At 72.3% G+C, this 23654-nt stretch carries 14 protein-coding genes; 6 read left to right on the forward strand and 8 right to left on the reverse strand.

Features of this window, described 5'->3' with window-relative positions; genetic code table 11:
• Positions 1-16: 16 nt before the first annotated feature.
• Both UW392_RS35035 and UW392_RS35040 read right to left on the reverse strand, forming a co-directional pair.
• Positions 17-1246 carry a hypothetical protein gene (locus UW392_RS35035; RefSeq protein WP_320779242.1) on the reverse strand — a complete coding sequence of 410 codons (1230 nt, stop codon included), beginning with the start codon at positions 1244-1246 and terminating at the stop codon, positions 17-19.
• Positions 1247-1312: 66 nt separating this feature from the next.
• Positions 1313-2527, reverse strand: coding sequence for a hypothetical protein (locus tag UW392_RS35040; RefSeq protein WP_320779243.1), 1215 nt, complete (start codon positions 2525-2527; stop codon positions 1313-1315).
• Between the two features lie 489 nt (positions 2528-3016).
• On the opposite strand from UW392_RS35040, the gene UW392_RS35045 reads away from it, so the two are divergent.
• A complete protein-coding gene (locus tag UW392_RS35045; RefSeq protein WP_320779244.1) occupies positions 3017-8707 on the forward strand; it encodes a hypothetical protein in 5691 nt (1896 codons plus the stop codon).
• Positions 8708-8849: 142 nt separating this feature from the next.
• Here the strand turns inward: UW392_RS35045 and UW392_RS35050 are convergent, their stop codons facing one another.
• The 4 genes from UW392_RS35050 to UW392_RS35065 form a co-directional block, all read right to left on the reverse strand.
• Positions 8850-9809 (reverse strand): AraC family transcriptional regulator, encoded by a 960-nt coding sequence (locus tag UW392_RS35050; RefSeq protein WP_320779245.1) that lies wholly within the window; start codon positions 9807-9809, stop codon positions 8850-8852.
• Between the two features lie 146 nt (positions 9810-9955).
• On the reverse strand, positions 9956-10909 hold the full coding sequence (locus UW392_RS35055) for a dihydrodipicolinate synthase family protein (RefSeq protein WP_320779246.1): 954 nt from the start codon (positions 10907-10909) through the stop codon (positions 9956-9958).
• A gap of 91 nt (positions 10910-11000) precedes the next feature.
• Positions 11001-12464, reverse strand: a complete 1464-nt coding sequence (locus UW392_RS35060; protein ID WP_320779247.1) for an exo-alpha-sialidase — start codon at positions 12462-12464, stop codon at positions 11001-11003.
• Positions 12465-12490: 26 nt separating this feature from the next.
• Positions 12491-13543 carry an acetylxylan esterase gene (locus UW392_RS35065; RefSeq protein ID WP_320779248.1) on the reverse strand — a complete coding sequence of 351 codons (1053 nt, stop codon included), beginning with the start codon at positions 13541-13543 and terminating at the stop codon, positions 12491-12493.
• 348 nt (positions 13544-13891) lie between these two features.
• Here UW392_RS35065 and UW392_RS35070 point away from each other — a divergent pair, with 348 nt between their 5' ends.
• The 5 genes from UW392_RS35070 (at position 13892) to UW392_RS35090 (ending at position 20419) form a co-directional block, all read left to right on the forward strand.
• Complete coding sequence (locus UW392_RS35070; protein ID WP_320779249.1) at positions 13892-15487, forward strand: ABC transporter substrate-binding protein; 1596 nt, start codon at positions 13892-13894, stop codon at positions 15485-15487.
• 72 nt (positions 15488-15559) lie between these two features.
• Positions 15560-16510 carry an ABC transporter permease gene (locus tag UW392_RS35075; protein WP_320779250.1) on the forward strand — a complete coding sequence of 317 codons (951 nt, stop codon included), beginning with the start codon at positions 15560-15562 and terminating at the stop codon, positions 16508-16510.
• Entirely contained in the window at positions 16510-18483 is a 1974-nt protein-coding gene (locus tag UW392_RS35080) for a dipeptide/oligopeptide/nickel ABC transporter permease/ATP-binding protein (protein ID WP_320779251.1), read from the forward strand. The genes UW392_RS35075 and UW392_RS35080 overlap by 1 nt, the downstream gene beginning before the upstream one ends.
• Positions 18480-19550 carry an ABC transporter ATP-binding protein gene (locus UW392_RS35085; RefSeq protein WP_320779252.1) on the forward strand — a complete coding sequence of 357 codons (1071 nt, stop codon included), beginning with the start codon at positions 18480-18482 and terminating at the stop codon, positions 19548-19550. The genes UW392_RS35080 and UW392_RS35085 overlap by 4 nt, the downstream gene beginning before the upstream one ends.
• Before the next feature lie 143 nt (positions 19551-19693).
• On the forward strand, positions 19694-20419 hold the full coding sequence (locus tag UW392_RS35090; protein WP_320779253.1) for a FadR/GntR family transcriptional regulator: 726 nt from the start codon (positions 19694-19696) through the stop codon (positions 20417-20419).
• A 164-nt stretch (positions 20420-20583) separates the two neighbouring features.
• Here the strand turns inward: UW392_RS35090 and UW392_RS35095 are convergent, their stop codons facing one another.
• Positions 20584-21948 (reverse strand): LAETG motif-containing sortase-dependent surface protein, encoded by a 1365-nt coding sequence (locus tag UW392_RS35095; protein ID WP_320779254.1) that lies wholly within the window; start codon positions 21946-21948, stop codon positions 20584-20586.
• An 83-nt stretch (positions 21949-22031) separates the two neighbouring features.
• Positions 22032-23651 (reverse strand): sigma-70 family RNA polymerase sigma factor, encoded by a 1620-nt coding sequence (locus UW392_RS35100; RefSeq protein ID WP_320779255.1) that lies wholly within the window; start codon positions 23649-23651, stop codon positions 22032-22034.
• Between the last annotated feature and the right edge of the window lie 3 nt (positions 23652-23654).

The raw sequence follows: 23654 nt of genomic DNA on the forward strand, positions 1-23654 counted from the left end.
TCGTAACCCTCTTAGATCACTGGGGGGGATTGATGACTCCCATGAGGCCGTAGTAGTAGGCCCCACCGGTCGTGCCGGACAGCTTGGTGATGGCCCAGCTGACGCTGTAGGTGTCGAAGGAGCACGCGGTCTGGAGGAGTCCGTTCGGCACGGAGTTCTCCGCGTAGATCGTCGCCGGGTCGTCGTCGGACTGCCCGACCCAGATCGTGTTGTCGCCGGCGTACGGGACCGCGGCCACCAGCTTGGCCTCCGGGCTGCCGTCGGAGGGCGTCAGGCTCAGTACGACGCCGATGTCGCCCAGGTCGTAGGAGTTGATGAACCCGAAGGTCGCGAAGTACGCGCACTGCACCGTGCTCCGGTCGCCCCAGTGGTCGACGGCGTAGTCCATCTTCGGGATCTGCCGGGCGGTCTCGTCCTGCGGCAGCACCGACGCCTTGCCGTGGACCTGGTCGTCCAGGTTCCAGGTGAAGTCGATGTCCGTCAGGTTGTGGATCTCGACATGGCAGAGCATGTTGTGGCCGATCGCGCCGAAGATGAGCGGCAGTACGGCCACCGCGCCCAGGCCGGCACACTCCAGTGCCACGCTGCTCCAGCTGACGGACAAGTACTCCACGCCCTGCTCGACGATCTCACCGGTGGCCTCCTCGGCCTCCTCCTCGGCCTCCTGCATCGGCTCCTGGACGTCCGCCAGCGGATCGACGTTCGGCGTCTCCGCCTGCGCCTCCTGCTGGAACGTCTGCGACATCTTCCGGACGAACGTGGCGCAGTTCTTCAGCGTGGGCTGGATGAGGTCACCGAAGAGCGCCTTCGTCAGAGCGGCGGACGGGACGATGCCCGCGGCCGACATCACATAGGTGATGGTCTTCGAGACGTCGTTGGTCGTGTTGTAGGTGTCGATCGTGGCGAGTCCGACCTGGGGCGGGCTGTCTCCGGCGGTGCCCCCGGCGGCCGCCGCGTCGTCGCCGCGGTAGAAGGCGCCCTGGCGCATCTGGACGCCGTAGTTCTGCGCCATCAGGATCTGGTTCCCGTCGGGGTCCTGCCCCGGTGCGAACTGGTCCGCGCCGGGGTCCGCCATCCAGCCCCAGAAGTCGGACGTCTGGTTCTGGCAGTCGAACCACTGCTGCGTCGGGTCGCCGCCCTGCTGGGCCGCCTGGATCGCCTGCGTGTAGCCGTCGTCCACGATGTGCCCCAGGGTCGGGGTGCCGGGCGTGAACGTGAAGTTCTCCGTGTTGCTCGGGGTGCTCATGACTGTGTTGTTCCTCTTCTTCTCGTGACCCGGTCGTCGTGGTCGTCTCGCGTGTCCCCGCGGCGGCTACAGGGGCTGGACGCGCAGCACGCAGTCGTAGGTGTCGGCGTTTCCGCTCAGCGCGTCGATGGCGAGCGAGACGGCGAGGACGCGGTTGCCGTGGTCGACCCGCAGGAGACCGTCGGCGTCGCTGTTCGCGTCGTAGATCCCGCCCCAGTCCGGATCGCTTCCGGTGTCGCCCAGCCAGATCGTGTTGTCGCTGCCCCACGGCACCGACACCACGGCGCAGACGTCCGCGCCGTCCGAGCCCGCGGGACTCAGGTTGAGTAGGAAACCCAGGCCCGAGTAACCGCTCCTGTTCGTCGCGGAGAAGGTGGCCAGGTACGCCACGTCGACGGTGCTCCGGTCCCCCCAGGCGTCCGTCACCTGTCCCATGGCGGGCAGGACCGGATCGGCGGGCTCCACGGTCATCGCCCCGTCGGCCTGGTAGGGGACCGTCACCTCGATGTCCAGATCCGTCATGTTGACGACCTGGAGACGGAGCACGAAGTTCTTGGCGAGGGCGGCGAGGATCAGCGGCACCGCCGCCAGTACCGCCAGTCCGGCCAGCGGCGGGAACGCGGCGGAGAAGTCGACGACCGCCACCTCCGCCACGGCCTCGCCGCCGACGGTGATCTCGGCCGTCTCCTCGGCGGCGGCCTCCCCCGCCTCCTGTGTCGCCTGCGCCAGCGCGTCCCCGAGCCCGGACACGTCCTCGTCCGGGGCGAGGTCCAGCCACGCCCGCACGCTCTGCCGTACGAATGCCACGACCCGGGAGAGCAGCGGCTGCGCCAGCGCCTGCCAGACCTGCCGGGTGAGGACGAAACCGGCGGGCAGCTCGGCCAGTTGCACGCCGAACTCCGTGTACTGGACGACCTGGTAGGGGTTGGGCAGGGACAGCCGTACGACCGCGGTCCCGCTCACGGGAGGGTCGCCGTCGGGCGGGAACGGGGCGAGCGTCGCACCCACCTGGAGGATGGCGCAGCCGTCCGTGGCCACGGCCTGCCACCCGCCGCTCGGGCCGGGGGTCACGGTGAAAGCGTCCTCACCCTGCTGCCCCAGATAGCCGATGAAGTCGGCCGCCCTGGCGATGTGTGCCAGGTAGGAGGAGGTCGCCGCACCGCCGCCCAGCCCCTGGTCGAGTACCTGCCGCCACTGGTCGGTGAGTTCCGTGGGCATTCCGTCGCCGGTCAGGGGTGAGGTGGTGACGGACAGCACGGGTATCGGAGTGTCCCTGAACATCACACCTTCCCTCCGTGAGAAGTGCTTGAGAAGCCGGCCGGAACAGGACAGAACATGACATGACATGACAGGAGAAGAACAACCGGAGCGGACCAGACGGCAGCGGCCCGGGACCCGGCGTGACGGGCGGGTCGGAGCGTGTGGTGTGGGTGCTGCCGGGGGTCTCGGCCACGTGCCTCACCGACGGACCTCCGCCGCGGGCGGGCCCGCGGCACCTCCCACTCTCCGGGTGGCGCGCGGGGCGCGCCATTCGACTACTCCATCGGGTACGGGAGCCTGCCGCGGGCCACGGCTGTCCGTGCCGCGGACCACGGCTGTCCGTACGGCCCGCCTGGAACACCGGCACCACACCCGAAGCGATGCGGCCGCACAACAGTGCACCCCGTCACTCTCCGTGGTGATTGCCCTCTTCCGAGCACGACGAAAGGCTGACCGGTGGCATCACCGACGGCGCCTGGCCGCCGCGCGACTTCCCGAGGGAGAGTCACCGTGAGGACCATCGAACACGTCGTGTCCAGGCACCACCCCGCCTTCGCCGTCCCGAGCCTGCACCTGGGGCTCGGCCGGGACGACAACGTCTACCTGGTGCTCGGCGCCCAGCCGGACGGCCACGCGCTACGGCTCGCACGGGACGGCTCGGCACAGCGGTTCGGACGGGTCGGGTACGGGACCCTGGCGATCACCGCCGACGCGGAGGGTGTCATCGCGACCGCCGAGGCACACTTCCCGCACCGGATCGACTTCTGGGACCAGGAGTTCAACCGGCTCGGCAGCATCGACGACTTCACCGGCAACAACACGGACGGATACTTCGCGCCGTCGGCCGTCGAGGCCGCCCCCTCCGGCTGGTTCTACGCCATCGACCAGCACCGCCGGCAGGTCGTCCGGCTGAGGCCCGGCGCCGTGGACCGGCGCGTCACCCTCACCGGGCTCGGTCCGGACGCCACCTCCAAGGGCGGCCCGGCGGGACTGCGGGTCGCCGAGGAACTCGGACTGCTCTACACCGCCTGGCCCACCACGGCCGGGGCGGGACTCGTCTGCGTCTCGACGTTGGACGGGACCCACGTACGGACCGTCCCCGCCCGGCCCGCGGGCGCCGCCTTCGGGGGGTACGACGTGGACGACGGAGGCCGGCTCCACATCTCCGCCGGCCTGTCGGGGGAACGGCGGCGGCAGGTGACCGTCCTCGACGCGCAGGGGCAGCCGGAGGATCCCGTCACCCTGGAGCTGCCCGACGACCCGTACACGGTGCGGGACCTCAGGGTGCGCGGCACGCACTACTACGTGAAGCGCGACGACCCCAAGTACCTGTTCGAGGTGTACGACATGCTCACCGGGCGGCTCGTGCGCCGCGTCGACGCCGACGTCGAGCGGCTCTCCGTGTCGTACGAGGCGGACGAGTGGACCGCCGGCCGCGAGACACCGCTGACCATCACCCACGAGCGCGGACGCTGGTCCGACGACCCGCGTTTCCGGGTGTGGCTGCGACCGCTCGGCGTACCGGAGTTCACCGAACTCCCGCTCACCGCCGGGGCGGTCACCCCGCCCGCCGACGCCCGGGGCCTGTACCACCTGCGGGTGTCGCCCGATGTCGCCGGACGGATCGGCGAGTACGCCGCGGACGGCATCGTCGAGATCCGGACGCCCGACAGCACCGAGGGCTCGCTGTCCGTGCTGACCTGCCGCGTCGACACCGGCGAGAACGGCACCGAGACGTTCACCGCCCTGAACCGCTTCTCCTACGGCCGGGGCGAACCCGTCACCGTACGCGTCCTGGCCCGTACGGCCGACGGCACACCCCTGCCGGGCGGCGCGCGCGTGCGGCTGCTGCGGGACGGGACGGAGGTCCGCGCCGACGACGTCACCCTGACCGACGGCGAGGGCCGCCTGGAACTCACCGCGGAGTACACCGGCACGCTGGAGCCCGGACGGTACGTCATCGACGCCGAGCGGCCGCCCGGCTTCACCGTCGCCCCGCACCACCTCGACCTCGGACCCGGCCTCGGGCGGCGGCCGGAGTTCCACCTCACCTGGTACAGCGACATCTACGCCAACAACCACGCGAGCATCCCCTCCGACCCCCGGGACATCGTCCGGGACCGGCTGACACAGCTCCTGCCGGACTTCGCGGACCTCCCGGACACCGTCGCGGACCATGTCACCAGGGCCGGGAGAATCGGCCTCAACCTCTTCGTCGACCGCCTCGGCCTCCTGTGGCCCGCACGGTTCACGGACACCGCCGCCGACAGCACCGTCGTCGACCGGCTGAAGCGCTCCAGGACCGCCGTCCACTGGGACAAGGCGATCTTCGAGGACCCCGCCCGCCGCACCGTCGCCGCGTACGGGGCCCACGGTATGGAGGAACAGGCGGTCCTCTACGCCAACGACACCTATCTGCCGCTCGGCCGGCCGGGCAACAACGAGAGCCGCACGCAGCCGAAGCTGGACCACGACCTGCTGAGCGCCACCGGCAGCCTGCACACCTACGCGGCGTTCCGCGGCTGGACCTGGGGCGCCAACTGGTGGGTGACCACCATCGGCGCCGACGCCGCGCGGGACCAGGACGAGCGGGACAGGTACACCGAAGCGCTGAAGCACGTGGAGGAGCCCGGCGGCTGGGCGCCGGTCCTCGACACCGTCACCGACCGCTCGATCGCCCTCAGGCCCGAGGACACGGCCCGGTTCCGCTCCGTCCTCGACCCTCGCTTCCCCGGCATGGTCAGCGCGATGACCGGCCCCTACCGGGCACCGCAGACCCTGCCCCCGGCCACCTTCGCCCCCGCCGACGAGATCGACCTGCACTACCAGGGCGAACAGCTCCAACTGCTCGGCGCGACCGCCCACATGGTCGACTGCTACCGGCGGCCGGGTCTCCCCGCCTGGGGCCACCCGGAGCTGTTCAACGACGACGGCACCGGCGGCATGATCCTGCCGACGCTGCTGCAACAGGTGATGCGCGGCGCGAACGGCACCGGCATGACCGGCGACCAGGGCGCCTACCACCTGGAGAACGTCACCGCCCTCGACGACCGCGGCGCCGGCAGCGGCGGCAGGCCCGGTGATCCCCGCTCCGGCGGCGCGGGCCGCACATCGATGCTGCGGGCCGTGTTCGACCTCTGCGCCCGCCTGGGACCCGCGACGGCGGGCGCCCGGGGCGCCGACCGGATCGCGATCGTCGTCTCCGCCCGCATGCAGCGCCTGGAGACCTGGCACGGCCTGAGCAGCACGTACTTCCTGCGGCTCTACGAGGCGTACACCGCCTGCATGTACGCCCACCGCCCCGCCACCTACGTCTTCACCGAGGACGTCAGCGCCGACGTCCTGCGCGGCTACGACGCCGTCCTGCTGGTCGGCCAGCGCGTCGACCTGGACCCGCCCCTCGACGCGGCGCTGACCGAGGTGGGCCGGGGCCCGGACGCCGTGCCCGTCTACGCCGACGACAGCTGCGTCCAGCGCCACCGGGACGCCTACCGCCCCCTCGGCACCGCCTTCAACCGCGTCGAGAGCGACGAGACACCCCAGAGCGACGACGATTCCTACCGTCGCCTCCGCCAGGTCTTCCTCGACCAGGCGGCCAAGGTCACCACCGCCCTCAAGGACGTCGTCGCCCCGGTCGCCGAGTGCGACAACCCCGAGGTGTGGCTCAGCGAGCGGACGGCCGGGAACGTCCGGTACATCTGGGTGGTCAACAACACGCTGCTCGACTGGGAGCCGGGCCTGGTCTGGCGGGTGGGCCTGCGGTGCGGCCACCGGGTGCCCGTGACGGCGAAACTGAAGGTGGCCCTGCCCGCGCTGCACCACGTCGTCGACGTGCTCACCGGGAAGCGGGTCAGCCTGCTCGGCGGGGAGTTCACCGCCGACCTGCGCACCGTCCCCGCCCGGCTCTACGCCGTCGTGCCGCTGACGCACGACCCGCTGCCGCCCCCGGCCGAGTACGCCTTCGGTCCGCACGTGCGTGACATCGCGGTCGCCGCCGACGGCCGCACCGCGGCGCTCACCGCCTTCAACTGGGACCAGAACCTCTACGGCCTCGACCTCGCCACCGGCACCACCCGCTGGCGCCGCCGCCTCGGCCACCACTTCGCCTACGCCCCCGGCTCCCCCGGCGCCCCTGGCGACGGCTCCGCCGTACCGGGCTTCGACGTGCAGGGCTTCGACGTGCACAGCCCCGAGGGCTACCACCTGTACCGGCTGGACGCCGACGGGTCGCCCCGGCGCCGCTTCGCCCTGTTCGGCCTGGCCAAGAAGGCCACCGACTGGTCGAAGGGCGAGTGGGGACACGACTACGGCCTGAACAACTTCGCCGTCGCGCCCGGCGGTTCCTGGGTCGCCACCTCCGGCGACCTGGGTCTCGCGCTCTGGGACGACGACGGTACCGAGGCGCGCGAGAGGTGGGCGCACGAGTGGTGGAAGACCGGCGAGCGGACCCCGCTGCGGCTCCTCGCCCTCGACGACGACACCCTCGTCACCTTCGCGGCCAACACGATCAGCGGAGTCGCCGCGGCGGACGGCTCCACCCTGTGGTCGGTCCCCACCGCCTGGGGGAGTTTCGGCGGCGGTGTCGTCAGCGGCGACCGGCGCACCGCCGTGATCTGGTCGGACGCCGACGGCGGCCGGGTGTACGTGGTCCGCGGCGGCGCCCTCGTCAACACCCTCCCCGTCGCCGCCGGCGAGGTCTCCGTCAGCGCCGACGGTTCGTTCCTCGCCGTCACCTTCCGCAACCAGATCAGGGCGTACGACACCGAGCGCGGCCTGCTGTGGACGTACACCGGGGACGATGCGCTGCGCCGGCCCCGGATCTCCCCCGACGGCAGCCGTGTCGCCGTCGGCAGTGAACTCGGCACCCTCGCCGTGCTGCGGCGCGACGGCACCCCGCTGGTCACCGAGGACCTCAAGGCGCTGCCGGTCCCGGCCTGGCTGCCCGACGGCGGGCTCCTCGTCGCGACCTGGACGGGCACCGTGCTGCGCTACACCCCCGGCCTCGTCGAACGCTGGCGGACCCGGCTGACCCCGTCCGAGACCGACATCCGCCCCGGGTTCCTCACCCCCGACCCCGTTCCGGTGGTCCGCCGCGCGGGCTGGGGCAACACCACCACGCCCGGGGAGCTGACCCCCAACCTGATCACGGCCACCTCCGCCCTGCTGGACGTACGCCTCGTCAACCCGACCCGGTACCTCGACCTCGGCAAGCAGAACGCGGTCGCCCTGCTCACCGACGGCCGCGCCGACCCGCCGGCCGAACCGTGGGTGCCCTGGTCGGCGATCGGCGCCATCCGCGTCCAGGACGGGCAGGAACTCCACTTCACCGTCGACACCTTCCGCACGCAGGTCCACCTCACGGGGGTGACCTTCGCCGAGGACCCGGCCCACCCCGTGTCGTGGCTGCGTGACGTCCGGCTCCAGTGGTGGGACACCCGAGCCGGGCTGTGGAAGGACGGCCCGAAGCTCCTCTCCGACGCGGGCCCCGTGCACACCCACACCTTCGAGCCGCTGTCCTCCTCCCGCTTCCGGCTGCGCACCACCGGTGGCGGCGGCTGGCCCGTGGGCAACATCCGCCTCGGTGAACTCGTCCTCCACGGCACCGCGGTGGGCAACTCCCACCGGGACGTGCTGGCGGGGAACGCGCTCGCCGTCCTCTTCGACGACCGCGAGGACGACGTGCGCGACATCGTGGAGGACAGCACGGCCGCCGACATCCAGATCGGCGGCGCCGCCGTCGGGACCAGGTGCCTCCGGCTGAGGAAGGCCGTGGAGCGCTACCCCACCTCCAGGGCGTCCTTCGGGCACGCCATGCACGACTGGGACTTCAGGATCGTTCAGAACCCCAGCGCCCCGGGCGAGTACCGCCATCTCCAGTTCGTCTGGAAGGCCCTCAGCGACCGGACCACGGGGATGAGTCTCCGGCTCGGACCCGCGAAGTCCGCCCCCGTCTTCTCGGTGTCCGTCGGCGACTCGCACTGGCCGCCGCAGACGTCCCTGGTCGAGAAGCGGATCGACGGCCCCGTACCCACCGACTGGACGGTCGTACGCGTCGACCTGTGGGAGTTCACCGCCGGCAGGGTCCAGATCGTCGACCAGCTCGCCCTGCGCGGCAACGGCGACGGCGCGCTGTTCGACCAGATCGTCCTCGCCCGCACCGAGACGGACCTGCCGGAGCTGCCGCTGCCCCGGTCGACGTGACGGCCGCCTCCGGTGCGTGGGTGTGCCGTTTCGCTCAGGGAGTCTCCGTGGGCCAACCGTTCGTTTGGCGTGCAGCGCGCTGCCGGGGCCGGGAGGCAGGATGCAGGCGACCGGGTCCGTGCAGTCGGCGGTACGGGCCCGGTCACGCCCGACCGGCGCGGAGCGTGTGGGAGGGGGACACACCGTACGCGGCACGGTAGGCGGCGGCGAAGCGGCTGGGCTGGAGGAAGCCCCAGTGGGCGGCGATGCCGGTCACCGTGGCGCCACCGGCCGGACGGGCCGCGCGCAGCTCCCGGTGGGCGTGCGACAGCCTGACCGTGCGCAGGTAGGCGGTGGGTGTGGTGTCGAGGTGGCGGCGGAAGGCGTACTGCAGGGCCCGGACGGTCACGTGCGCCGCGGCGGCGATCTCGGCGACGGTGACGGGCTGTTCGGCGTGGTCGTCGATGTAGGCGACGGCCCGGCGCAGGGTGGCGGAGTGGGCGTCCCTGCGGTCCTGGGCGGCGGGGTCGGTGCGGGCCGAGTGCGGGAAGGCCGCGAGGACGCCGGCGGCCAGCGACTGGGCGCCGGTCGAGACGATCAGCGGCTCGTCGCGGACGGCCGGGTCGGCGAGCACCTGGTCCCGCAGGTGGAAGATGAGGTGTTTCAGGTAGCGGGCCGCGGCCGGGGTGCGCGGCCGGTTCCCGGTCAGCCGCACCGGGGCGCCGGACGGCCCTGGGTCGGCGACCTGGCTCAGAAGGTGGTCGTCCAGCATGGTGACGTTGTAGCGGGCGGCGCGGACACGCCCCGAGTAGGGCAGTTCCGGCGGGGCCAGCACCGCGATGTCACCGGGTCCGTAGGAGGCGCTCACGCCCTGGATCGTGTGGTCCGCGATGGTTCCCTCGTGCATCACGCACAGGGCGAGCCGGCCGAGCGGCTCGACGGAGTAGCTCATCTCGTAGTTCATGTCGAGTTCGTCGATGCTGACCGACGGCATGACACCGCGGCGCATCCGCGTTCTGTTCGCCTCCGTTCCGTTGTTGCCGATGCGCAGGCGGGCGTAGGCATGGCTGAGGAACTCCTCCGCCGTGTCCAGATCGCCGCTGTCGAAGACGAGCGAGTCCATGTGTTCCCTGTCCCGGTCTACGACGTCACTGACCACCCCAGTGGAACACCCCGGGGCTGCCGGCGGGCCGGTGTCGCGGGAACTTACCCGTCACGAGACGACCGGCAGGGCCGGGGCGGGCCCGGGACGGGTGCGGCGGTCCCGGCCTACGGCAGCAGCCCCGCGTCGCGGAGGTGGCGTTCGACGCGTGCGACGGACGCTTCGCTCAGCTGGATCTGGGAAGCCGCGGTGGTGCCGTGCTCGAAGACGCCGAGCAGGCGCAGGGCGTGCTTGAAGGCGCCCAGGGCGGAGGAGTTGCGGCCCATCTCCGCCTCGGGTCCGGCGTCGACCATGCCGAACAGGTCGACGAGCCGCTCCTGTTCCTCGACGGCGCCGTCAAGGTCGCCACCGCGTACGGCGTCGTAGAGGCGCACGTATCCGGCGGGGTCGACGTTGCCGAGGCCGGGGACGACGCCGTCGGCTCCGGCCAGCAGGGCGGCGTCGACGGTCAGTTCGGAGCCGGTGAGGACGGCGAAGGAGGGGGCCGGGCCGTCGGCGCGGCCGTGGCGTCCGCCGAGTTCGACGAGGAGCCGGCGCAGTCCGCGCTCGTCGCCGCTGCTGTCCTTGACACCGGCGAGGGTGCCGTCCTCGGCGAGTTCCCGCACCAGGGTGGCGGAGAGCTTGCTGTGCACGGAGACCGGCAGGTCGTAGGCGTACAGGGGCAGGTCGACGGAGGCGCGCAGGGTGCGGAAGTGCCGGGCGGTCTCGGCGGGGTGGGTACGGGCGTAGAAGGGGGCGGTGGCCACCAGTGCGTCGGCGCCCGCCGTCCGTGCGGCCAGCGCGTGTTCCCGTACGCGGGGGGTGGTCGTGTCGATGACACCGGCGAGGACGGGGACGCGGCCCGCGACGGTCTCGACGACCGTGTCCAGGGCCGTCGCGCGCTGCCGGTCGGTGAGGAAGGCGACCTCGCTGCTGGAGCCCAGGGCGAACAGTCCGTGCACCCCCGCGTCCACGAGGCGCTCGACGTGCCGGGTGAGCGAGGCGGTGTCGACCTCACCGGACGCGTCCAGGGGTGTGCAGACGGGCGGGACGACGCCGCGGAGGGGCTGGGACGAGGACATGTGGTCTCTCCTGGGCTGTGCTGTGCGGGTGGGGAGGGAGGCCGGAGCCGCCCGCCGTGGTGGGAGGCGGACGGGCGGCTCCGGGGCCTGGCTACGACGCGGTGACGGTGAGGGTCGTGTCGCCGTAGGAGTGCTGGCTGCCGCGGACCTCGTAGGTCGCGGTCGCCGTCACGCTGCCCGCGGTGGTGCCGGCGGGGACGGTGACGGGGACGGTCATGTTGGCGCCCTGGCCGGGGTTGAGCGCGGGCACGGTGACGGTCGGCGCGGTCCAGCCGGCGGGCAGGGCGAGGGAGACGGTGCCGGCGGGGAGCGTCACGTCGTTCTGGCTGGTGACGCGGACGGTGACGTTGGTGGTGCGTCCGGCGGGGAGCGCGGCGGGCGGGGTGACGGTGACCGGTGCGCAGACCCCGCCGAGCCACTTCAGGTCGAACGAGGAGTAGACGATGGCCTGGACGCCGCCGCGCTCCCACAGCATGCCGACGGACGGATTGGAGCCGGTGCCGTCGCCGAGCGGGGTGAGCGTGGAGTAGGCGGCGGAACCGGCCTCGGCGGTCCTGCGTATCGGCCAGTTCTGCCCGTTGTCGCAGGAGAGGCGGACGGTGAGGTTGCTGCGGCCGCTCTTGGTCGCCGTGTTGCTGAACATCAGCCAGGAGGAACGGGCGTGCGAGGCGGCCACGTCGGGCGCGAAGCGGGCTATCGATCCGTTGTTGGCGGGGTCGGGCAGCTCGGTGTCGTTCTGCAGGGCGGTGTAGGTGACTCCGCCGTCGCTGGAGTAGGCCACCTTGCGGTAGCCGGCCGAGGAGCGGCTGTTGAGCATGATCCGGCCGTCGGACAGTTCGACGGTCTTGTTCTCGTCGGCGCCGGGGCCGACCAGCCCGCCCATGTGCCAGGTGGCGCCGTGGTCGTCGCTGTAGGCACTGGCCGCGTAGTTGGCGCCGTTCTTGCGGACGGCGTACTGCTGGATCAGGCGGCCCTTGTAGGTGCCCTTGCGGATCTGGATGCCCTCGCCGGACGCCGCGAACAGGCCGCCCCAGGCCGGGTCCTTGATGTCGGCGGTGATCCGCTCGTGGGTCCAGGTCACCCCGTCGTCGTCGGAGTAGCTGTAGTCCGCCTGGAGGATGCCGGGGTCGCTCCCGTCGTTGCCGGTGCCGGAGCCGAGGTAGCCCTGGTTCACGGAGGACGCGTAGAAGACGAAGATCCGTCCGGTCTCCCGGTCGACGAGGAGGCTGGGGTCGCCGTTGCCCGCGGGTGCGGCGTCCCTGCGTACGACCTGCTGGGTGCTCCAGGTGGCGCCGCCGTCGGTGCTGCGCCTGAGGACGACGCCGATGTTGCTCGGCAGGTCGCCGAGGGTGGGACGGGCGTCGTACGCGGCGAGGAGGGTGCCCTGGACGGATCTGGCCAGGGCGGGGATGCGGTAGTACGGGGAGCCGGTGCCCGCCGTGGCGAGGTCGGTGGAGGTGAGGGTGCCCGCGGTGGCGCCGTGGGCGCCGGTCGCGATCGCGACGACGACGGCGAAGGCCGCGGCGAGGGTGGCGGTGGTGACTCTGCGCTGCATGAACGGGCCTCTTCTCGGTTGAGTGATCAGACGAGCCGGGAGTCGTGCCGTGCGGAGGGGAAGCCGGTGGCTTCGGTGCGGGGATCGTCGGCTTCGAGACGGCCGGGGCTGGGATCGGCGAACAGGCGCCGGACCCAGGTGAGTTGCTCGCGCCGATGGTGCGCGCCGCCGCCCTCGTGGCCGTTGAACTCGTAGACGCGCACGTCCTTGGGACCGCCGTAGCGGTGGTAGGCGGCGAAGCAGGTGGAGGGGGGACAGACGGCGTCCATCATGGCGACGGAGAACAGCGAGGGGGCCGAGGCCCGGGAGGCCAGCAGCGCCGCGTCGACGTAGGACAGGGTGGTGAAGACCGTGTCGGCGCGGTGGCGGTGCAGCCGCAGGTACTCCGCGATCTCGGTGTAGGGGGGCTCGGGTGCGATGGTCGCCCCCCGCCTGATGTCGCAGAGAAACGGGGTGTCGGCCATGACGCCGGCCAGCCGCTCCGTGAGCCCGGCGACCGCGAGCGCCAGGCCGCCGCCCTGGCTGTGGCCGGTGACGACGACGCGGTCCGGGTCGACGGCCGGGTGTGCGCGGGCGGCGTCGACGAACCGTACGGCGTCGGTGATCAGACGCCGGTAGTAGTGGTCGTGCGGGTCCTCGACGCCGCGGGTCAGGAAGCCGGGGACCGATCCGCTCAAGGGCGCGGTGTCCGGAGTGTCCCCGCCGGCTGCGGACCAGCCCTGGCCGCGGGTGTCCATGACGAAGTGCGCGTGACCGGCATCGGCCCAGAGCAACTGTTCGTGCGGCAGGCCGCGTCCGCGCCCGTACCCGAGGAACTCGACCACGCAGCCGAGCGGACCGCTCGTCCCGCCGGGAAGGTGCAGCCAGCCCCGGACGGGCTCACCGGCGAAGCCGGGGAAGGTCACGTCGTAGGTGGTCACCTGGGTCAGGCCGGTGTCCACCGGTACGCACGTCGGCGCGGTCACGCTCTCCCGGGCCCGCGACAGGGTCCGGTCCCAGAAGGCGTCCAGGTCGGCGGGTTCGTCGAGGTCGGGCTCAAGGGCCAGGCACTCGGCGAGCGTGAGGTCCGTCAGCGGCATGAGGGCCCCCGTGGGTGTGGCGCGCACGGCGCGGCGTGGGAGGGGAAGCGGCGCGCGGGTCGGCACGCCACTCCAAGACAGCAGACGTCTGATGTCTGCCGATCGGTGACCTTAGGGATGCCGACCCCGGCCGTCAAGACCGCGCGCCGGAGGCTCCGCCGGGTCAGAAGGTGTTCGACCGGTACCTCTTGACCCCTTTTCTTTGCCGGGCTACTTTCCTACGCTATCGACCATCAGACGTCAGACGTCTTATGGACAGGCGAGGTGCCGGCAGTGACCGTCTTCCTCCTCGCGCCCTCTTCTCCCCGTCTCCTGCCATCTCTTGCCATCTCTTGCCTGGAGGACCCCTTGTCCGCGCGCAGCGCAGTCGGCGTCGACCGCCGTACCCTTCTCAGATACTCCGGCGCCATCGGCGTGACGACCGCGGTCACCGCGGGCCTCACGGCGTGCGGCGGCCCTTCCTCCACCGGGGACGACAACGGCGGTTCGGGCTCCGGCTCCGACACCGTCGAGGCCGGTCTCTCCTACGCGCTCTCCACGGGTTTCGACCCCATGATCACCTCGGGCGCCACCCCGTACGCCGCCAACACACACATCTTCGAGGGCCTGGTGGACCTCGACCCGGTCACGCTCACGGCGCGGCCGGCGCTGGCCACCGGGATGCCCCAGAAGATCAACGCGACCACCTACCGGGCCACCCTGCGCAAGGGCGCGACGTTCCACGACGGTTCGCCCGTGACGGCCGAGGACGTGGTCTTCAGCGTCGAGCGCGTCCTGGACGAGAAGAACGCCTCGATCATGGCGCAGTTCGTCCCGTTCATCGACCGGGTCACGGCGGTCGACGCCTCGACGGTCGAGTTCAAGCTCAAGTACGCCTTCGCGCTCTTCCCCTCGCGCATCTCCGTGGTGCGGATCGTGCCGAAGAAGATCGCCGGCGCCGACGCCAAGGCGTTCGACTCCGAGCCGGTGGGGTCGGGCCCGTACCGCTTCGTGTCGGCGGTCCGCGAGGACAAGATCGTGATGGAGGCGTACGACAAGTACAACGGCCCCCACCCCGCCAAGGCCAAGAAGATGGTCTGGCGCCTGATCTCCGACCCCTCCGCCCGGGTCAGCGCCCTGAAGTCCGGCCGGGTGCAGGCCATCGAGGACGTGCCCTACATCGACATGGCGGGCTTCACCGGCAAGAACAAGGTGGAGTCGGTCCAGTCCTTCGGGCTGCTCTTCCTCATGTTCAACTGCGGGGACAAGCGCTTCGCGGACAAGCGGGTCCGCCAGGCCCTGCACCACGCGCTCGACACCGAGAAGATCATCTCCACCGCGCTGCTGGGCAACGCCACGGCCGCCACCGGGTACCTGCCGGCCACGCACCCCGAATATCGTGAGGCCGCCACCGTCTACACCCACGACGTGGACCGGGCGAAGAAGCTGCTCCGCGACGCGGGCGTGGGCAAGCTGTCCTTCACGCTGACGCTCACCGACACCGGCTGGGTCAAGGACGTCGCGCCCCTGATCAAGGAGAGCTGGGAAGCGGTCGGGGTCGAGGCCAGGCTCGACATCCAGCAGTCCGCCGCCCAGTACGCCAAGGTCGACCAGGGCGACTTCGAGGTGATGGCCGCGCCGGGCGACCCGTCCGTCTTCGGCAACGACGTCGACCTGCTGCTGCGTTGGTTCTACTACGGCCTGTGGCCCGAGACCCGGTTCGGCTGGAAGGGCACCGCCGCCTACAAGAAGACCAGGTCGCTGCTGGACAAGGCGGCCGCGGAGGCCGACGAGGCGAAGCGCAAGGAGCTGTGGGGCGAGGTCACCGACCTGGTCGCCGAGGAGGCCGCCCTCTACCCGGTGCTGCACCGCAAGCTGCCCACCGCCTGGCAGGAGGGGGCCCTGACCGGCTTCGAGCCGCTGCCCACCACCGGGCTGTCCTTCCTCGACGTCGGCCGCGCCTGACCCGCACCCGGGCCGCGGGGCCGCCGCCGTCCCCCGGGCGGCGGCCCCGCCTCACTCTCTAGGAACCTCTCGATGGTTGCATTCCTCCGGCTCGCGCTGCGCCGCGTCGCGATGATGCCGGTGATGATCCTTGGCATCGCGCTGCTGGTCTTCGTGGTCATGCAGTTCTCACCGGCCGACCCCGCGTACAACGCGCTCGGCGACAGCGCGACTCCCGCGGCGCGTGCCGCGTTCGCCGCGGCGCACGGCCTCGACGATCCCCTGCCGGTCCGGTACCTCGCCTTCCTCGGCGACCTGGTCCGGGGCGATCTCGGCGTCACCGTCTCGCCCAGCCAGCCCGTCACCGACCGGATCGTCACCGCGTTCCCGCTGACCCTGCAACTGACGCTGTTCGGTCTCGTGCTGGCCGTCGTGCTGGCCCTGGTCTTCGGCGTCACCAGCGCCGTGTACCGGGACCGCTGGCCGGACCAGGTCTTCCGGGTGCTGTCGATGGCCGGCATCGCGCTGCCGTCGTTCTGGATCGGTGTCCTGCTCATCCAGCAGTTCGCGCTCAACGTGCCGCTCTTCCCCACCGGCGGGTACGTCAACCCGGCCGACTCCTTCACCGGCTGGCTGGAGAGCCTCGCCCTGCCCGCCGTCTCCCTCGCGCTGCCCGTCGCCTCCTCGCTGGCCCGCCTGATCCGCACCTCGATGGTCGCCGAACTCGACCGCGACTACGTGCGCACCGCCCGCGGCAGCGGCCTGCCCCCCTTCCTGATCATCCGGTCGGTGCTGCGCAACGCCCTGGTCACCCCGCTGACGGTGCTCGGCGTGAAGATCGGCTACATGCTCAGCGGCGCCGTCGTCATCGAGGCGATCTTCGACCTGCCCGGCATGGGCAAGCTGATCCTCGAAGGTGTCACCGGCGGCGACGTCGCGCTGGTCCAGGGCACCGTGCTCACCATCGCCATCGCCTTCCTCGTGGTCAACGTCGTCGTCGACCTGCTCTACCTGCTCGTCAACCCGCGTATCAGGACGGTGTGATGCTCGCCCCACGCTCCCTCGCCGAGCGGCTGTCCCGCCCCGGCGTCCGCCTGCGCCGCCTGCCCGTGCCCTCGCGGATCGCCCTGGCGATCCTCGTCGTGGTCGTGCTGGGCGCGCTCTTCGCGCCGCTGCTCACCCAGAACCCCCTCGCCACCGGCGTCCCCGCCCGGCCGCCCGGCGCCGATCACTGGTTCGGCACCGACCGGGCCGGCCGCGACATCTTCGCCCGCGTCGTGCACGGTGCCCGCTACTCGCTCACCATCGGCTTCGGCGCGACCCTGCTCGCCCTGCTGATCGGCTCGCTCCTCGGCTCGCTGGCGGCCACCTCGCGCAAGTGGGCCGACGAGTCCGTGATGCGCGTCCTGGACGTGGTGATGTCGTTCCCGCCGATCGCGCTGGCCGCCGTCCTGGTCGCCGTGTTCGGCCCCAGCCTGCCGGTCATCATCTTCACCATCGCCTTCGTCTACTCGCCCTCGCTGGCCCGCGTCGTGCGGGCCAACGTGCTGGAGCAGTACGGCGAGGACTACGTCGCCGCCGAGCAGGTCATCGGCGCCCGCCGCCGCTACATCGTGGCCCGGCACGTCGCCGTCAACTGCGCGGCGCCAGTCCTGGTGTTCGCCACCGTCATGGTGGCCGACTCGATCATCTTCGAGGCGAGCCTGTCCTTCATCGGCGCCGGTGTGCAGGACCCCGACCCGAGCTGGGGCAGCGTCCTCGCCTACGGCCGGCAGATCCTGCTGTCCGGCGGCTGGTGGGCGACCCTCTTCCCCGGTCTGTGCCTGCTGGTCACCGTGCTCGCGCTGAACGTGCTGTCCGAGGGTCTGACGGACGCCGCCGCGTCACCGGACAAGGCCCGCGCCGGCGGCGACTCCGACGAGAACACCGCCGCCGCCACTCCCCCGGCCGACCGGGCAGAGGTGGACGCGGCGCTCACCGAACTGGCCGGCCGGCTCGCGGCCCTGGAACCCGCCGTGCCGCCGCTCCCCGCCGACGCCCCCGAACTCCTCGTCGTCCGCGACCTGTCCATCCGGTTCCCCGACCGTTACGGCGACGTCCCCGTCGTCGACGGCATCTCCTTCACCGTCCGCGAGGGCGAGACCCTCGGCCTGGTCGGCGAGTCCGGCTGCGGCAAGTCCATCACCAGCCTGGCGGTCATGGGGCTGCTGGCCCGCAACGCCGAGGCCACCGGCGAGATCCGCTACCGGGGCCGCGACCTGCTGACGCTGTCGCCCAGGGAGCGCCGGGAGCTGATGGGCCCGGAGATAGCCATGGTCTACCAGGACGCCATGTCGTCCCTGAACCCGTCCGTGCTGATCGGCACCCAGCTGAGGCGCCTCACCTCGCGCGGCGGCACCCGCACGCCCGCCGAACTCCTCGACCTGGTCGGCCTGTCCCCCGAGCGCACCCTGCGCAGCTACCCCCACGAACTCTCCGGCGGGCAGCGCCAGCGCGTCCTGATCGCGATGGCCCTCTCCCGCAGCCCCCGCCTGCTCATCGCGGACGAACCGACCACCGCCCTCGACGTCACCGTCCAGGCCCAGGTCGTCGAACTGCTGGTCCGGCTCCGCGACGAACTCGGCTTCGCCATGGTCCTCGTCTCCCACGACCTCGCCCTGGTCGGCGACCTCGCCCACCGGGTCGCGGTGATGTACGCCGGTCAGGTCGCCGAGGCCGGCGACACCCGCGCGCTGCTCACCGACCCCGCCCACCACTACAGCCGGGGACTCCTCGGCTCGGTCGTCTCCCTGGAGTCGGGCGCCCGGCGACTGCACCAGATCCGCGGCGTGGTCCCCGCGCCCAAGGCGTTCGGCGCCGGCTGCCGGTTCGCCTCCCGCTGCGCCGCCGCGACCGAGGTGTGCGCCACCACGCCGCCTGCGGCCACCGGCCGCGGCACCGGACCCGACCACCTCTTCGCCTGTCACCACCCGGCGCCCGCGCCCCGGCCGGCCGAACCCCTGGAAGGTGCCCGATGACCACGGAACAGCGCCTCACCGCGACCTCGCGGAACACCGCCGCGACCTCGCGGAACACCGACCCCCTCATCCGGCTCGACGGCGTCCACGTCCGGCACAGGGCCCGCAGCGGCACGGTTCTGCGCCGGGACGCGGTGCACGCCCTCACCGACGTCTCGCTGGAGGTCCGGCGCGGCGAGATCCTCGGCCTGGTCGGCGAGTCCGGGTGCGGCAAGTCCACCCTGGCCCGCGTGGTCACCGGGCTCCAGCGGCCCACCGAGGGCCGGGTGCGCTTCCGGGACCGGGACCTGTGGGAGATGTCCGGAGCGGAGCGCCGTACCCTCTTCGGACCCGCCGTCGGTGTGGTCTTCCAGGACCCCTCCACCGCCCTCAACCCGCGGCTGCCGGTCCGCCGCATCCTGCGCGACCCGCTCGACGTGCACCGCCGCGGGACACCCGCCGAACGGGAGCGGCGGGTCGGGGAACTCCTCGACCTGGTGGGCCTGCCCGGCCACACCCTGGAGGCGCTGCCCGGCCAGCTCTCCGGCGGGCAGCGCCAGCGCGTGGCCATCGCCCGCGCCCTGGCCCTGGAGCCGGAGCTGATCGTCGCCGACGAGCCCACCAGCGCCCTCGACGTGTCGGTGCGCGCGCAGATCCTCAACCTCCTCGTGGACCTGCGCGCCCGTCTCGGCCTCGGCATGGTGTTCATCTCGCACGACGTGCAGACCGTCCGGTACCTCGCGGACCGCGTCGCCGTGCTCTACCTGGGGCGCGTCGTCGAGGAGGGCGGAGCGGCGCAGGTCTCCGGCGACTCCCGTCACCCCTACACCGAGGCTCTGCTGTCGGCCACGCCGAGCCTGCTGGAGCGGCCCGAGCGCATCGTCCTGCACGGTCCGGTGCCGTCCGCGACCAACCCGCCCTCCGGGTGTCCGTTCCGCACGCGGTGCTGGAAGGCGGACGACGCCTGTGCCACCGACTTCCCCGCGGCGACGGAAGGTCCCGGCGGACATCTCTGGCACTGCGTGCATCCCCGGCCCGCCGCTTCCGTGCCGACGGCCACGACGGGTGACGCGCCTGCCGGCGCGTGACGCGGCGGCGCCGTGCGGGTGGTTCCCGGGGCGACTCCCGCTCGGCTCCCGGGCGGCTCCCGGGCGAGCAGACGTCGGATGTCCGGCTGCTAGCCTGAGGACCCGCCCCACAGGGAGACAGGGTCAGAGGGGAGCTCCACCGCATGTCCGGCGCTCGGTCAAGCCGTACTCTGCTGCGACAGGAAGTCGTGGAGGGCATCAAGAAGTACATCTTGCGGGAGCGGCTGCGCCCCGGTGACCTGCTGCCCACGGAGACCGCTCTGTGCGAGGCTCTCGGCGCGAGTCGTTCGAGCGTCCGTGAGGCGATCAAGATCCTCGACGCGCTCGACATCGTCGACGTCCGTCATGGGCACGGCACCTATGTGGGCCGGCTGAGTCTCTCGGCCCTGGTGGAGAGCCTCACCTTCCGCGGTCTGCTCTCCCCCGGCGACGACTTCCGGGTCATGGCCGACCTGGTCGACGTGCGGGAGCTGTTCGAGCGTGGCATGGCGGAGCGCATCGTGTCGTCGCTCGACGACGGGCAGCTCGACGCGCTCGACTCGCTGGTGCGGGCCATGCGGGAGACCGGGGCCGGTGACGGCAGCGGGTACGTCGCCGCCGACCGGGCCTTCCACGAACTACTGGTCTCACCGGTGGGCAACGAGCTGATCAGCCAGTTGTCGATGGCCTTCTGGGACGTGTACACGGTCGTCGCGCCGCATCTCGCCGGGTTCACGCCCGTGGACGAGGAGTCCACGGTGCGGGCCCATCAGGCACTGGTGGACGCCGCGCGGGCCAAGGACGTGCCCGCGTTCCTCCGGGCGCTGGAGGAGCACTACGCGCCCGTGCGGCGCAGGGTGGGCGAGTCCCGGGCCGCGGGCAGCTCCTGATCTTCGGGCATGTCTTCCAGGCATGCCCTCCAGGCACGTCGGTCGGGTGCCCAGCGGACGGCGGTCACGTCGGTCGGGTGCCCAGCGGCGGCGGTCCGTGAAACGGTCTGCCGGCGGCCGACCCGTGCAGGAGCGGCCGCCGGCAGACACCGGGGCGGTACGTGTCAGGCGCGCTTGCGGCGACGCAGCACAACCATGCCGGCCGCGCCCGCCACGACCAGTGCCGCGCCGCCGGCCGCCAGCGGCAGGGTGCTGGAGTCACCGCCGGTGGCGGCGAGGTCCTCGTCCGCCTCGGCGGCGGTGACCGGCTTCTTGTCCCCGCTCTGTGCCTGAGTACCGGCGCCGAGGCCGTCCCCCGCGTCCGTGTCGGTGCCGGTGTGCTCCGGCGCGGGTGCCGCGGCGGTCTCCTCGTCGGTCTCCCCGGCCGTCTCGCCGGCGGTCTCCCCGGCCGTCTCCTCGGCGGCGGAGAGGTCCTCGCCGTCGAGGTTCACGTTGATCCGGGCCTGACCGTCACCGGAGGAGACGACGGCCACCGACACCTCGTTCGCCTTGTCCGTCAGGGAGACGACGGCGTCGGCGTCGGCCGGGGCGTCGTTGCCGGCCGTCCTGTTCGCCTCGGTCAGGTCGATGAGGGAGGAGGAACCGTAGTTGCCTCCGGGCACCCGGTAGGCGTGCACGCCCTCGATCTTCTCGTCGAAGGAGCCGGCGGCGTGCCGGTACTCGACGACGAGCCGGTCGTCGCCCATCGGGATGTCCAGGGCGCGCGTGCCGTCGCCCGTACCGTGCAGGGACCGCAGCGTGTACGTTCCCGAGGCGGTGACCTCGACCGCCTCGCTGCCGGAGAGCCACCCGGCCCGGATCATCTCGGGCGCGGAGAAGCCGGCCGCCGTTCCGCCACCGCCCATGACGGACTTGGCGCTGGTGCCGTTCGCCTCGCAGTCGACGAGGTCGCCGTCGGCGCACATGGAGCGTTCCTGGTGGCCGAGGCCGAGGTTGTGCCCGAACTCGTGGGCGAGCACGCCCAGTCCGCTGCCGGTCCCGTACAGGTTGATCCAGGTGTAGGGGCCGGGAACCTTACCGAGACCGGCCCAGTCGCAGCCGGTCTTCTGTGCCGGGAAGGTGATGGACAGGCTTTCGTAGTCCTCGCCCCGCACCAGTCCCTGATCGGCCAGCGCCTCCTGGGTCAGATTGTTGATCTTGTTGTGATCGCAGCCGGCGGCGGTCATGGGCAGCTCGACGGGGCCGACGTACTGCTCGTCGACGGCGGGCACCAGGGCGTACCGGCCGCGCGACACCTCCGAGAAGAAGGACGCGAGCGAGTCCTTGCCCGAGCCGAAGTAGCTGTCCGGCGTACCCGCCTTCACGTCCTCGGGGCTCTGGAAGGAGCTGTCGGTGAACTCCACCAGCACCGGGAGGAGCTTGCGTTCCACCGTGGTGCCGTCCGCGTGCGCGGTGGCGGGCAGGACCCCGGCGGTCAGCGCGGCACAGCCGGTGGCCAGGGCGATCCGGCGCAGAGCGGAAGTCTTCATGAGGTTTTCCTTCTGGTCCTTCGAATGTTTCCGAAGGGGAGGAGAGGACATCTCCTCGACCGTCCCGCGACTTTGCCCGCTCTTTACTCTCCGAGCAGTCCGGGCTCGTAGCGGAACCGCCTGGAGGCCGATCCGTAGTAGTAGCGCGTGGTGCCGATCGCCGTTCCGTGCTCCTGCTCCTGGTCCGCTCGCGCCCACTCCACGAGCCCCAGGTGACGGCTGCCGCCGGCGTCCCGCAGAGCCACCTGGCCCTGCGCCGAGTCCGCCCAGAGGTTCCACAGCTGGGTGCCTGACGCGGCGTCGCAGGCTCGCTGGTCCACCGGCGCGTGATCCTGCGTGCCGCCGGAGCGCGTGAGGCACAGCCCTGTCGCCTCGTTGCGCACCTGGAGGCGCGACCTGTCCCCGGGGAACGGCTCCAGCAGTGTCCACCGTTGCCGCGCGCCTCCGTCGCAGGACGCCTCCACGGGCCGGACGCCGGCCTGTGCTGAGCCGCCCGGCACCTCCATGCAGGTGCCGGTGGAGACGAAGCGCAGCGTGCTGGTCCCGCCCAGCGCGTCCGGGCCGGGCGGTGGGGCCGACGCGGACGGGGACGGGGACGGCGGCGGACCGGAGGGAGACCGGGACGGCGTGGGTGTGGCTGTGGGTGTGAGTGTGGCCGTCGGCGCGGGTCTGGTCTCCGACGCCCGCACGTCATGTGTGGCGGCGGAGGAGGAGACACCATCGGTGAGAGGAGCGGTGCGGCCCGGCGCGTCCTCCCCTCCGGGCCACAGGGCCCAGCCCGCCAGCAGTGCCGCGGCGGCTCCGGCGGCGAGCACCGCCGCCTTCGCCCCGGCCGCCCCGGCCGCTCCGGCCGACTCTGCCGCTGCGGTCCCGGTGGCGGGCACCGCTGTCGCGCCCGCCGCGCGCGCCTCCAGATACGCCGGGCCGCCGAACAGCAGGACGGCCCCCGGAAGCACCGTACGCAACCGCTGGTTGAGGTCGGTCAGCTCCCGGGCCGCCCTGCGGCACCGCTCGCACCGTTCCAGATGCCGGTCCAGGTGGGCGTCCCGGCGCGGGCGGGAGCGCCGCACGGCCGCGGCCAGGCGGTCACCGCACCTGCGGCACTCCTCGTCGGCCGCGCCCTGCCGCGCGTGCGCGGCGAGGTACGCCTCGCGCAGTCCCTCGCGAGCACGGGCCGTCAGCGAAGCGACCCCGCTGGAGCTGAGGCCCAGCAGGGTCCCGACCGCGGCCGTGGGTTCCTCCTCCACGACGTGGTGCCACAGCACCGCCTGCCACCGCTCGGGCAGGGCGCGGAAGGCGGCGGCCATCATGCCCTCGTCCTCCGCGCGCACCGCGCGCTCCTCGCCGCTCATCTGGTCGGGGCCGGGCGAGCGGTGCGCCGTCGCGGTGGCGGCCCACTCACCGAAATCCGGTGCGAGGTCGACCCGGCGCGCCCGTTCCGCCCACCGCGCCGCGGTGTTGCGGACCACGGCCAGCAGGTACGGGCGCCACGCCGCGACGGGACCGTGCCCTTCGCGAACCGCCTGTACGGTGCGCGCGAACGCTTCCGAGGCGAGGTCCTCGGCGGTGTGCGGGTCACGGCAGCAGGTGCGGGCGTACGCCAGGACGGCGGGGGCGTGCCGGCGGTACAGCTCCTCCGTCGCCGCCGTGTCGCCGCCGTCGCGCAGCGCGGTGGTCAGCGCCTCGTCGGAGCGTTCGTCCATGGG

This window comes from Streptomyces sp. CRN 30 (assembly GCF_034105845.1).